The following is a 12,315-nucleotide window of genomic DNA, read 5'->3' on the forward strand; positions in this document are numbered from 1 at the left end:
CAGCAGAGGGACAAGGGAGCCGAGTCGCGCGCACCAGCTGGCCAGACTCTCCCCCTCGGCGGGTTGGCGCAGGGGGCGCCACAGCCGTTGTTGCGGCGGCGCCCGCCCCGGCCACAACAGCAGCGTACCCACCAGGGTGGCCACCCCCAGCAGGCAGGCCAGGATCAGCCAGGCGGTGTGGCTGGCCAGCACAGGCCAGCGCGCTCCCACCTGTTGCCACAACAGGGCTGCATCGTAGTTGAGCACCCGCCGGGTCCACTGGTAGTCGAGATTGGCGCCCCACCAGCGCAACTGGTTGAGCAGGGCCCAGTTGCGATAGTGCTGCAGTGAGAGGGGATCGGCGGCGGTGAACTCGTCGCTCAGGGCCGCCGTCATGTCCCCCTCTATCCGTTGCGGTGCCACCGCCGCCGTGGGGTCCAGCCGCTGCCAGTCGTCCTGCTCATTCAGGTATTCTACCCAGGCATGGGCATCGAACTGATGCACCTCGAGGTAGTTGCCCCTGGGGTTCCACTCACCGCCGAGATAACCGGTCACCAGCCGCGCCGGAATGCCGGCCGCCCGCAGCACGAAGGCGGTGGCCATGGCGTAGTGGCCGCAGAAGCCGCGCCGACTGTTGAACAGGAAGTCATCCACCCCATCCGGTCCCAGCAGCGGCGGTTGCAGTGTGTAGTAAAAGGGTTCGCGCCGAAACTCATCGAGCAGGGCCGAGGCCAGCGCTGCCCGGTCGGGATAACGGGCTGCCAACGCGAGGGCATGGGCGCGGGCCCTGGGGTTGCCGGCCAGGGGCAGTTGCAGGTTGAGCCGCCGGGCGGCGAGGTCGGCCTTGGGCGCTGTTGGCTCGCTGGTGACCCGGTAGCTGATCCTTTGATCCCCCCGGTCCCGGCGATAGAGGGTGGTAAGCGGGCTGACTTGCACCGGGCCGCTCACCACCCTGGGCCTGGGCAGGGCCAGGGTCCAGCGGTGGCGCTGGGGTTCGGCAATCACCTCGTAGCTGGCGCCAGGCAGAGCCCCTGCACTGGCCTGAAGGGGGGCCGTCTGCATGGGTTGGGCTTGTTGCCACTGCCGGATCCCGGCGCTCAGCCGCCAGCGCCGGCCATCAAACAGCTCCTGGCGCATCACGGGAAAATAGCGCTCATTGGCGGGGGGCGGGCCGTCGGCAAAGGTGACACGAAAGGCCAGCTCGGAAGAGTTGACCAGCTCGCTGATGTCGCCGGGGGCCACCTCTTCCGAAAGACCCGAGAGGGCGCGGCTGGTGGTCGGCATCTGCCAGAGCGGCGGCAGCCTTGGGAGCACTAGAAACAGGGTCAGCAGCAGGGGCAGGGCCAGCAGCAGCGAGCCCCCCGCGCTGCGCCACGGCTGTTTCTGTTCGGGAGCCACGGCGGTCACCAGCGCCGTCACCGCCAGCCAGAGGGCGCCCGCCATCGCCAGGGTCCAGCCCATGCTTTGGCGCTGCACCAGCGCCAGTGCGATGAGAAAGAAGGCGAGCAGCAGTACCTGCTCTATATCCCGCTCCCGCCGCACCTCTATGATCTTCAGGCTGTAGCCGAGCCAGAGCAGGTTGGTGAGGGCCGGCAAGGTGCCCAGTGCCCGCCACTGCCAGGCCAGCAGCAGGGCCCCGGCGATGGCCAGCAGCGCCAGTGCGCGAGCGGGCGGCGTGCGCCAGCCCCGCCACAGCATCATGGCCCGCACGCTCAGGGTGAGGGCGCCAACGGCGGCGATCCAGAGCTGCAGCTGGGGCCAGAGTGCCAGCACCAGCAGCAGCTGTTGCAGGGCGATGAGAGGCAGCAGGCGCCGGTTATCGAGCAGCATACGGGCTGGCCTCGTCTGCCTGAGCCTGCGGGTTGTCGACGCTGGCCAGTGCCAGCTGGCAGCGCTGAAGAAAGGCGGGGCCACAGTCAGGGCCGAGCGTCTGCCCCGCCAGGGTCAGGGTGAAGGGAATGCCCCGCCTGCCGTAATCGGTACACCACCAGGCCAGCACCGCCAGCCGCTGCTCCAGATCCGTGCCCGTTACCCGCGCCAGGCTGAGGTGCGTGTCATCCTGCCTCGGCTCGTGGAACTGCTTGACCAGCAGGCCGCGCCCCTGGGCGAGCTGCTTCCAGGCGATCCGGCCGAAAGGCTCCCCACTCTGGTATGCCCGCAGCATGTCAAAGTCGCCGAGGGGGGCCGGGCCTTGCTGGCCCTGCGCGCCGTGCTGAGCTGACATATCCTCGCTTCGCAGCAGCCCATGCAGGGGCTTGGGGGAGAGCCAGGCCTCCAGCTGCAGATCCAGCAGCGACCAGCAGCGAAACAGACCGAGTGGGTAGCGGCTCTCTACCCGAAGACGGCCCAGTGGCAGACGGCCCCGTCGCAGGCCCGGCACTGCCAGGGTCAGGAACTGGGGAGCCGAGCCGGCCTGCGCCAGCCAGAGCGACCCCTCGTTGAGACTGAAGTGCAGCGCCTGCACCGGGCGCGGGCTCTGTACCGTCACCCGCATGGGCAGCTGGCAGCCCGCCTCCCCCAGCACGGTCGAACCTCCCAGCAGTTCCAGCCCCAGCAGGTTGCGATGGGTAAGCCACATGGCGGCTATGAAGAGGCTGCCGAGGCAATAAGATACCAGCAGCACCAGATTGTTCTGGTAGTTGGTACCGAGCAGATAGATGGCGATCATCACCAGCAGATAGAGCAGCCCCATGCGGGTAGGCAGGATAAACAGGCTGCGCGGCCCCAGTGCCATCTGGCGAGCGGGGGGGATACGGTGGGCCAGCCAGCGTAGCTGCCAGCGCTCCCTCAACTGGCGCCAGCCCATCAGTGATCGTTTCATCAAGGATTGTCCGGATCGACCCTGGCCAGCAGGCGCTGACTAAGGGGGCAGGCCTCGCCGCGCTGCACGCCGAAGCTGCCCCTGAGCCTGTGCTCTGCCACATAGGGGAAGACGGCCTGCACATCTTCCACAGTGACGAAACGGCGCCCCGCTACCAGCGCCCAGGCCCGGCTCACCGCCAGCAGGGTCTGGGCTGCTCTGGGGGAGAGGGGCTGGGGCAGCTCGGCATCGAAACGGCTCTGCTGCACCAGTGCCAGCAGGTAGTCGAGGGTGGCATCGGAGACATGGATGGCATCCCCTTCGGCCTGCAGGGCAGCAAGCTCGGTGGCATGCAGCTGCGGGGTCAGGGGTTGGCTCTGGCGGTTGCCGCGCAGCAGCTGACGCTCCGCTTCCCGTGGTGGAAAGCCGAGCGACAGCCGCACGGCGAAGCGGTCGAGCTGGGATTCCGGCAGCGGATAGGTGCCCGCCTGATCCGCCGGATTCTGGGTGGCGATGACGAAGAAGGGGGAGGGGAGCAGGTGGGTGTGGCCCTCTATGCTCACCTTGCCCTCTGCCATGGCCTCCAGCAGGGCGCTCTGCACCTTGGGGCTGGCACGGTTGATCTCGTCCGCCAGCAGCACCTGGGTAAAGACGGGGCCGGGATGAAAACGAAACTGCTGCTGGTGGGGGTCAAAGATCTGCAGCCCCAGCAGGTCGGCGGGCAGCAAATCGGCGGTGAACTGCACCCGTCGACAGTCGAGCCCCAGTACCTGTGCCAGCCCGTGGGCCAGGGTGGTCTTGCCCATGCCGGGCAGATCCTCGATCAGCAAGTGACCACGGGCCAGCAGGGTCACCAGGGCTATCTTGAGTTGCAGCGGCTTGCCCAGGATCACCTGCTCCAGCGCCGCCAGCAGTCGTGCTATGTGCTCTTGTCCCTTCACCCGCGCCTCCCTTGTCTCCTTTCGCCCCTACAGCTTATACGTCAGCGGCGGGAGAAGGCGGGCAACGCAGGGATAAACCCTTGAGACGGGCCATGTTTGGGGGCAACTTCACACAGACTTCACCCAGGCGCACAGTGGACACATGCTGGCCGGTTATGCTGACCTCACACCTTGACCGCGCCTGCCACCATGCCGGCGCCCTTATCCATCACGAGACTCATCCAATGAAACAAAACACTGCCGTGTCACTGCTTGCACTGAGTACCCTGCTGCTCCCCCCCTTATCCCATGCAAAAGAAGCCGAGCCCCTGACTGCCGTGGTGGATGGCGCCATCCAGCCTTTGCTAAAGGAGCACAGGGTTCCGGGCATGGCGGTCGCCGTGCTCAAAGAAGGCAAGGCGTACTACTTCAACTACGGGGTGGCAGATCGGGAGAGCGGTGCTCGCGTCAGCGAGCAGACCCTGTTCGAGATTGGTTCGGTCAGCAAGACACTGACCGCGACCCTTGGCGCCTATGCTGCGGTCAAGGGTGGTTTTCAGCTGGAGGACAAGGCGAGCCAGCATGCGCCCTGGCTGAAAGGCTCCGCCTTCGACGGCATCACCATGGCCGAACTCGCCACCTACAGTGCGGGCGGTCTGCCGTTGCAATTCCCCGACGAGGTGGATTCCACCGACAAGATGCATGCCTACTATCGCCAGTGGACGCCAGCCTACCCGGCGGGTACCCATCGCCAGTACTCCAATCCCAGCATAGGCCTGTTTGGTCATCTGGCCGCGAATAGCCTGGGCCAGCCATTTGAGCAACTGATGAGCCAGACCCTGCTGCCCAAGCTGGGCTTGCATCACACCTATATCCAGGTGCCGGAGTCGGCCATGGCGAATTATGCCTACGGTTACTCGAAGGAAGACAAGCCCGTCAGGGTCAGCCCGGGCGTGCTGGCGGCCGAGGCTTATGGGATCAAGACCGGCTCTGCAGATCTGCTGAAGTTTGTCGAGGCGAACATGGGATATCAGGGAGATGCCGCGGTAACAAGTGCGATTGCGCTGACCCACACCGGCTTCCATTCGGTGGGGGGCATGACCCAGGGGCTGGGCTGGGAGAGTTACGCCTATCCCGTCACCGAGCAGACATTGCTGGCGGGCAACTCACCAGCGGTGAGCTTCCAGGCCAATCCGGTCACGCGCTTTGCGGTGCCCAAAGCGATGGGCGAGCAGCGGCTCTATAACAAGACGGGCTCGACCGGCGGCTTTGGCGCCTATGTGGCGTTCGTGCCGGCCAAGGGAATAGGCATCGTCATGCTGGCCAACCGCAACTATCCCAACGAGGCCAGGATCAAGGCGGCTCACGCCATCCTGAGCCAGCTGGCCGAGTGACAGTGCGGTTGTTTTAATTGAGATGAGTACGCCGGGATTGCCCGGCGTACTTTTTGGTGCTGCCTGGCCCGGCCATCGTTCACGTTAATGCCCAAATAGCTCGGCACTTAAAATAAAATGTCCAAATTGGAATGTATCGATCGCCATCTCTTCACTAGGTGCAGGAGGGGGTCGCCCATATAGTTCCCCCATTGCGACCCTGTTCGTTGTCATGTTCGTTACCACCTTGGCCCCGCCCACGCTGGCCGCCTGTTTCTGCCGTCAGGCGGGTGCTTGCGGGCCACTCTGTTATGGAGCATCCATGGGTATTTTCCTGTTGTGCAGTTTTCTGATGATCATCCTCTATCCGGTCGGGATCGATCTCTATCTGGTGGCGGTGCCCCAGATTGCCGACACCCTGCAGGCGAGCGAGGCGCAGATCCACACCGCCTTCTCCATCTATCTGTTCGGTATGGCGGCCACCGTGCTGCTGGGGGGAATGATTGCGGATCGCTACGGACGGCGCTGGGTGGTGATCGGGGGCGCCCTCATCTTTGTCATCGCCTCGCTGGTGGCGGCCAATGCAGAGGGGATCAACCAGTTCTATCTCGGCCGTTTCTGGCAGGGGGTCGGGGCGGGGGCGCTCTATATCATGACCTTTACCGTGCTGCGGGATGTGCTGAGTCAGGAGCGGCTGGCGATGGCGCTCTCGATGATTAACGGGGTCATCTGCGTGATCCCGGTGCTGGCGCCGGTGCTCGGCTACCTCATCCTGTCGCATTTTGACTGGCGCGGGATCTTCATTGCGATGGCGCTGGTGGCGGCCGTTAGCGGTCTGGTTAACTTGTTGCTGCTCAAAGAGACCCGCCCGGCCCGGCAACCGGGGAGTGGTGCGGCGCTGTCTTTTGCCCTGCTGCGCTCGCCGCGCTTTATGTTGCTCTCCCTGCTGACCAGTGCCAGCGTGACCGCCATTCTGGTCTATGTCAGCGTCTCGCCGCTGATCCTGATGAAGGAGTTTGGCTTCACCACCGAGCAGTACTCCATCGTGATGATGGTGATGGCCGGGGTGAGCATGTCCACCTCCTTCCTGACGCCGCTGCTGCTGCGCTGGCTTGGCAAGCACAAGGTGCTGGCCGTATCCCATCTGGCTTATCTGCTGGCTGCGTGTTTTCTGCTCGGGTGCTGGCAACTGGGGGGCGATATTCACTTGCTGCTGCCGGGATTTGCGTTGGTCTGTGTCGGGTTCTCCTGCGGCTTCGGGGTGGCGATGGGGGAGGCGCTTGATGGTTGCCTGCACAATGTGGCCTTCGCCAGCGCCGTGCTCTGCATCATGCAGATCAGTATCTCCGGCCTCTATATCTGGCTGCTGGGCCAGCTTGGCTTTGCCCCGACCGAGATGCTGATCTACGCCCTGTTGCTGGCACTGCTCAGTTACCTGGCCGTCAAAGGGCTGCTACCATTGCTCGCGGTACGTGAAGCGCGGTCGCGGGGATAACGAAAGATGAGAGGGGATATGCGCAATCTGGGTGAGCTTGATTTGAACCTGCTGGTGGTCTTCAAGTACCTGATGCAGGCGCGCAGTGTGGCAGGCGCTGCCAAAAAACTCTGCGTTACCCCGTCGGCGGTGAGCAAATCCCTTGCCAAACTGCGGGACTGGTTTGATGACCCCCTGTTTGTACGGGTGCGGCAGGGGTTGCAGCCCACCAACCTCTCCCTGACCCTGGAGGAGGAGCTGAAGGTCTGGTTCCAGCTCACTGACACCATCACCTCGCTCAACAGCGAGGCGATCCCCGATGGTGCCCGCTTTAGTCTGGTAATGGAGTCGCCTTTCTACATCAGCTTCCTGAGCGATTTGCCCATGACCATCTACCAGAAGTACCCCAACTCTGTGGTCAGGATGTTGGGGTGGGATCACCATTCCCTCAATGACATTGTCAACGGGGATGCGGATCTGGGATTTTGTGCCAGGGAAACCTATGCCCGCTCCCGGGCCAAGGTCAACCGGTTGCCCTACTACATCGACCATGAGGTGCTGTTCACCGATCGCCCCGTGGTCTTTCTGCGCAAGGATCACCCCTTGCTCGAGCAGAAGTGGTCGCTGGAGAACTTTCTGGCATCTCCTCAGGTCAGCATGGTGTGGGAGGCGAATGACAGCTGGGCTCTCGACAGTCTGCTGGAGGAGGAGGGGCTGAAACGAAATGTGCCCATCATGGTCTCCAGCTTCGAGCAGGCGTTGCATATTGCCGCCCAGTCCAGCCACGAGCTGATTGCCGTCGCCCCTTCCTACTGCGGCGGTTATGCGGCCAAGCATCACGACAACCTGATTGCCATGCCGCTACCGCTGCCAGAGAAGCTCTATGTGCAGTTGGAGATTGCCTTCATTCTGCTGTGGCACAAACGCCACAATCAGGATGCCAAAGTGATGTGGCTGCGCAACGAAATAAGGCGCCTCTATCACCAGGAGTCGACTCCGGTAAGTCGATAACCAGAGCCGGAGCAACATGCTCCGGTTTTTTCGCGCGCAGCTCGTTCTGATTGGTCGAACCTTTGCCCCATTTTTCGCCAATACCATGCTCAGATTGACGCTGATATCACATCTCGTGTGAAGCTATTTCACGAAAAGAACTCATGTGCTTTCATTATAAAACTTCAATTAGTATCAACTTGAAAGTGTGATCGACCATTAAGTTCATTAACTTATAGTGATATAGCATGCCAATTCTTGATTGTGTGGTTTTAACCTTGGTTGGTTGCTGATGGCAGCCCTGCTGGCTGAGCTGGCGAGTGGGGTGCTCGGCGCCATCACATCAGAATATGGAACCTGCTCCAGGGGAGAGAAGGCGCAGGGCTGTGCATCAATGCGTGGATCCTGCCCCTTTGACATGAATAAAAGAACATACACACAGGTAGGTTAGTATGCGTCCATCCGCCCCGACCGGGTTGTTACAGCAACCAAAACCGTTTTTCATGATCTTCTTCGTCGAACTCTGGGAACGCTTTGGCTATTACGGCGTACAAGGCATTCTGGCGGTTTTCTTTGTTCAGCAACTGGGTTTTTCACAGGAGCAGTCGTTTATTACCTTCGGTGCCTTCTCGGCGCTGGTATATGGGCTGATCTCGGTCGGCGGCTATGTGGGTGACCATATTCTGGGCACCAAGCGCACCATGGTATTGGGGGCCATAGTGCTGGTCATCGGATATTTCATGACCGGCATGTCGATCTACAATCCCGACCTCATCTTCTATGCCCTGGGCACCATTGCCGTGGGCAACTGCCTGTTCAAGGCCAACCCGGCCAGCCTGCTCGCCAAGTGCTATGGACCAAGGGATCCCCGCCTGGACGGGGCCTTCACCCTGTTCTACATGTCGATCAACATAGGCTCCCTGATATCCCTCTCGCTGGCCCCGGTCATTGCCGATCATTACGGCTATACGGTGACCTACAACCTGTGCGGGGTCGGCCTCATCATAGCGCTGCTGACCTTCTTTGCCTGCCGCAACATGGTCAGGGACATAGGCTCGGAGCCGGATCATCTGCCGCTCGACTACGGCAAGCTGCTGCTGGTCTTGCTGGGAGCGGTGGCGCTGGTCTTCTTCTGCGCCTGGCTGATGCACCACGTGGTAATCGCCAACATGGTGCTGATGACGGTGACCCTGGTGGTGGTGATCTTCTTCTTCCGCGAGGCGTTCAAGCTGGATCGCATCCACCGCAACAAGATGTACGTGGCCTTCGTGCTGATGCTGGAGGCCGTGGTGTTCTATGTGCTCTATGCCCAGATGCCGACCTCGCTTAATTTCTTTGCCATCAACAATATGCACCACGAGATGCTGGGCTTTACCGTCAATCCGATCAGCTTTCAGGCCTTGAACCCCTTCTGGGTGGTGGTGGGCAGCCCTGTGCTGGCCATGATCTATACCCGCATGGGCAGCCAGGGGCGGGATCTGACCATGCCGCTCAAGTTTACCCTGGGCATGTTCTTCTGCTCCCTTGGCTTCCTGACTGCGGCGGCTGCGGGCATCTGGTTTGCCGATGCCGGCGGGCTGACCTCGCCCTGGTTCATGGTGCTTATCTATCTGTTCCAGAGCCTGGGCGAGCTGATGATCAGCGCTCTGGGGCTGGCCATGGTGGCGGCGCTGGTGCCGCAGCGGTTGATGGGCTTCATCCTGGGAATGTGGTTCCTGACCCAGGCGATGGCATCCCTGCTGGGGGGCTATGTCGCGACCTTTACCGCAGTGCCGCAAGGGGTGACGGACCCGCTGCTGACGCTGCCCATCTATACGGATGTGTTTGGCAAGATAGGACTGGCGACGCTGCTGGTGGCCGTGGTGATGGCGCTGATGGTGCCCTGGCTCAACCGCATGATGAATGCCGGCCCGGCGGATGCAGAGGATGTGCTTCCGCAACAGGCCAAGGCCTGACGCAGGTGGTGAGGGGGAGGCAGGCGTTCGCTGCCTCCCCCTTGCCGGTCAACCGTACTGCTCTTCCATCCAGGCTTCGACGATAAGCTGGGCGGAGACCCCGTCCACGCTGCCCTTGTCGAGCGCCTTGTAACCACCCCGTTCAAACAGGCGGGCGCGGGCATCCGTGGTGGTGAGCCGCTCATCCTTGAACTCTACCTGCTTGCCGAAGCGGCCGTGCAGACGGTTGCCGAACTTGCGGGCCCGTACTGTGATCTCCTGCTCTGTGCCATCCATGTTGAGCGGCAGGCCGACCACCAGCAGATCCGGTTGCCACTCCTTGAGCAGCTTCTCGACGTCGTCCCAGTTGGGGACTCCATCGTTGGCCTTGATGGCGCGCAGGGGCTGGGCCGTGCCGGTGAGCTCCTGGCCGATAGCGACCCCTATGCTCTTGGTGCCGTAGTCAAAGCCCATGATGCTGCGTGATGACATTGAATATTTTCCTCAAATCGCATCGCAAAATGCGTGGCAAACGGCATCAGCTGTGGCCGATGTCGCTGGATAGATGAATGGGATTGACCCCTATGCTGGCGGCCGCTTGCTGCCAGCGCTGATGGATCGGGGTCTTGAAGACCAGATCCGGGTTGGGCGGTATCACCAGCCAGGCGCCGTCCACCAGCTCCTGTTCCAGTTGACCCGCACTCCAGCCGGCGTAACCGAGCGCCACCAGCCAGTGATCCGGGGCCTGCTCTGTGCCCAGGGTTTCCAGTATGTCCTTGGAAGTGGTGACCATGAGTTCATCCCCCACCTGCAGGGTGGAGTTGAACCCAGGGCGGAAGCTGTGCAGCACGAAACCGCGATCGGCGTGAACCGGTCCCCCTTGCAGCACGGGCTGCTTGAGATCCGGGCTGGCCGGGGGGGCGAGCTTGAGCTGGGTCAGCATGGCGTCCAGTGACATGTCCACCGGGATGTTGACCACCAGCCCCATGGCGCCCTCCTCGTTGTGTTCGCACAGGTAGACCAGCGAACGCTCGAAATAGGGATCGGAGAGGCTCGGCATGGCGAGCAGGAAATGATTTTGCAGTGTTTGCATATGGGCCAAATATTGCAAAGGTATTTGAAGCAATTATGGCAGCTCGCCTCGTTGGGCAAAACCGCTTTTTACCAGCAGGGTCTAGGCTATCAGTATATTTCGAGTGGAGAGAAAGCCATGGAAGGTATTTCGATCAGACAGAAGTTGATCCTGGGCTGTGTTGTGCCCTTGTTGGCACTGTTGGCCTTGCTGGTCGGTGCAACCCAGGCCATGTCCCAGTTGATGGCGGGAATGAACGCCATGTATCAGGGAGAGGTAGTACAGCTCAAGGAGCTCAAGCAGATTGCCGATCTCTATGCGGTCAAGGTGATAGACGCAGCCAACAAGGCCAATGTGGGGGGCTTTGACCCTGCCAAATCGCGTGCGGACATGAGTGCAGCCCAGCAGGAGATCAACCGGATCTGGCGAGAGTATCGCGGTCAGGAGATGAGTCAGGCCGAGCAGCGCGAGGCCGACAAGATGCAGGCGCTGTTCGCGGCGGCGGATCGGGAAATTGAGTCCGTGATACAGATACTGGCAAGCATGCAGGGTGACAACCAGGGCCAGCTGGCCGCCCATATCATGCCACTCTATCGGGTGATCGACCCGGTCAGTGACGGGGTCAGCGCCCTGGTGGAATACCAGTTGCAGGAGGCCGAGAAGAACATGGCCGAGCTCAATGATCTCCGGCAGCAACTATTCCAGCTCTTTATCCTGATGTTTGTGGTGGGGGGGGGCTGCATTCTGTTCTTCGGTGTGTGGGCGGGGCGCAGCGTCAGCCAGCCGTTGGCGGCCATGGGCGGGATCTTGCGCGGCATGCAGACCGATCTCGACTTGAGCAAGCTGGTACCCGTGCTGCGCAAAGATGAGATGGGTGGGTTGGCTCATTCACTCAACGAGGTGATCTGCCATTTTCGTGAGCTCATCACCCAGATCAACGGCATGGCGGAGCAGCTTGCCACAGCATCGGCCCATCTGGCCCACATCGGCATGCAGAGCCGGGGGCGCTTCGCAGAGCAACAGGCAGAAACGGATCAGACCGCAACCGCCATGAACCAGATGAGTGCGACTGTGGCCGAGGTGGCGAACAGTTCCAACAGCGCCGCCGATGCGGCGCACCATGCCGACGAGAGTGCCCGTCACGGCCACCATATCGTCGAAGATGCCATCTTGCGTATGTCCGGCCTCTCCGCCCAGATCCAGAACACGGCCGCCATGATCACCCAGCTGGCGGATGACAGCCGCAACATCAGCAGCGTGATGGATGCCATTCGTGGCATTGCCGAGCAGACTAACCTGCTGGCGCTCAATGCGGCCATCGAAGCGGCGCGGGCCGGCGATCAGGGGCGCGGCTTTGCGGTGGTGGCCGATGAGGTGCGCACCCTGGCCCAGCGCACGCAACGCTCCACCGAAGAGATCGGCAAGACCATCGTCAAGTTGCAGCAAGGTGCCAGCGAGGCGGCCTCCAGCATGGAACTGGGGCTGAGTCAGGTTGAGGAGTCCAATCGCACCGTGCTGGCCTGTGGTCAGGCCCTCGGCGAGATAGTGAGTTCAGTCAATGTGATCAACGAGATGAACACCCATATCGCCACGGCGGCTGAGGAGCAGAGCAAGGTCGCCGAGGAGATCACCCGCAACGTGGTCAACATTGCCCACATAGCGACCGAGTCGACCAGGGCCGCGTCCGAGTTGAACCAGAGTTGTCACGAGCTGGAGCAGCTGTCGAGCGATCTCAAGGTGAAGGTAGGGCAGTTCCGCTGCTAAAGGGTATTG

10 protein-coding genes are annotated in these 12,315 nt (G+C 61.9%); 5 read left to right on the plus strand and 5 right to left on the minus strand.

Annotated features, from left to right (window positions below; genetic code table 11):
* From BN1128_RS07795 to BN1128_RS07805, 3 genes are all read right to left on the minus strand, one after another.
* Nucleotides 1-1,809: transglutaminase TgpA family protein (locus BN1128_RS07795; protein WP_042867420.1), on the minus strand; the 1,809-nt coding region annotated here is incomplete at its 3' end.
* On the minus strand, nucleotides 1,796-2,785 hold the full coding sequence (locus BN1128_RS07800) for a DUF58 domain-containing protein (protein ID WP_209428550.1): 990 nt from the start codon (nucleotides 2,783-2,785) through the stop codon (nucleotides 1,796-1,798). The genes BN1128_RS07800 and BN1128_RS07795, both read right to left, overlap by 14 nt.
* 14 nt (nucleotides 2,786-2,799) lie before the next feature.
* Nucleotides 2,800-3,720: an AAA family ATPase gene (locus tag BN1128_RS07805; protein ID WP_042867422.1), complete on the minus strand. Its 921-nt coding sequence runs from the start codon at nucleotides 3,718-3,720 to the stop codon at nucleotides 2,800-2,802.
* Nucleotides 3,721-3,944: 224 nt separating this feature from the next.
* Between BN1128_RS07805 and ampC the strand changes: the two genes are divergently transcribed.
* The 4 genes from ampC to dtpB all read left to right on the plus strand — a co-directional run bounded on the left by ampC (nucleotide 3,945) and on the right by dtpB (nucleotide 9,491).
* Nucleotides 3,945-5,093, plus strand: a complete 1,149-nt coding sequence (gene ampC, locus BN1128_RS07810) for an FOX/MOX family class C beta-lactamase (RefSeq protein WP_082030384.1) — start codon at nucleotides 3,945-3,947, stop codon at nucleotides 5,091-5,093.
* Nucleotides 5,094-5,394: 301 nt separating this feature from the next.
* Complete coding sequence (locus BN1128_RS07815) at nucleotides 5,395-6,567, plus strand: MFS transporter (RefSeq protein WP_042867424.1); 1,173 nt, start codon at nucleotides 5,395-5,397, stop codon at nucleotides 6,565-6,567.
* A gap of 18 nt (nucleotides 6,568-6,585) precedes the next feature.
* Nucleotides 6,586-7,557 carry an HTH-type transcriptional regulator YidZ gene (gene yidZ / locus BN1128_RS07820; protein ID WP_042867425.1) on the plus strand — a complete coding sequence of 324 codons (972 nt, stop codon included), beginning with the start codon at nucleotides 6,586-6,588 and terminating at the stop codon, nucleotides 7,555-7,557.
* Nucleotides 7,558-7,988: 431 nt separating this feature from the next.
* Nucleotides 7,989-9,491, plus strand: coding sequence for a dipeptide/tripeptide permease DtpB (gene dtpB / locus BN1128_RS07825; protein ID WP_042867426.1), 1,503 nt, complete (start codon nucleotides 7,989-7,991; stop codon nucleotides 9,489-9,491).
* A gap of 48 nt (nucleotides 9,492-9,539) precedes the next feature.
* Here the strand turns inward: dtpB and ruvX are convergent, their stop codons facing one another.
* Both ruvX and BN1128_RS07835 read right to left on the minus strand, forming a co-directional pair.
* Nucleotides 9,540-9,962, minus strand: coding sequence for a Holliday junction resolvase RuvX (gene ruvX, locus BN1128_RS07830; RefSeq protein ID WP_042867427.1), 423 nt, complete (start codon nucleotides 9,960-9,962; stop codon nucleotides 9,540-9,542).
* A gap of 46 nt (nucleotides 9,963-10,008) precedes the next feature.
* The gene (locus BN1128_RS07835) at nucleotides 10,009-10,563 is read right to left on the minus strand and encodes a YqgE/AlgH family protein (protein WP_042037546.1); all 555 of its coding nucleotides are present in this window, start codon (nucleotides 10,561-10,563) and stop codon (nucleotides 10,009-10,011) included.
* A 117-nt stretch (nucleotides 10,564-10,680) separates the two neighbouring features.
* Here BN1128_RS07835 and BN1128_RS07840 point away from each other — a divergent pair, with 117 nt between their 5' ends.
* Complete coding sequence (locus BN1128_RS07840; RefSeq protein ID WP_042867428.1) at nucleotides 10,681-12,306, plus strand: methyl-accepting chemotaxis protein; 1,626 nt, start codon at nucleotides 10,681-10,683, stop codon at nucleotides 12,304-12,306.
* Nucleotides 12,307-12,315 lie beyond the last annotated feature (9 nt).

The sequence above is a fragment of the Aeromonas piscicola genome (assembly GCF_000820005.1).
Taxonomy (GTDB): Bacteria; Pseudomonadota; Gammaproteobacteria; order Enterobacterales; family Aeromonadaceae; genus Aeromonas; species Aeromonas piscicola.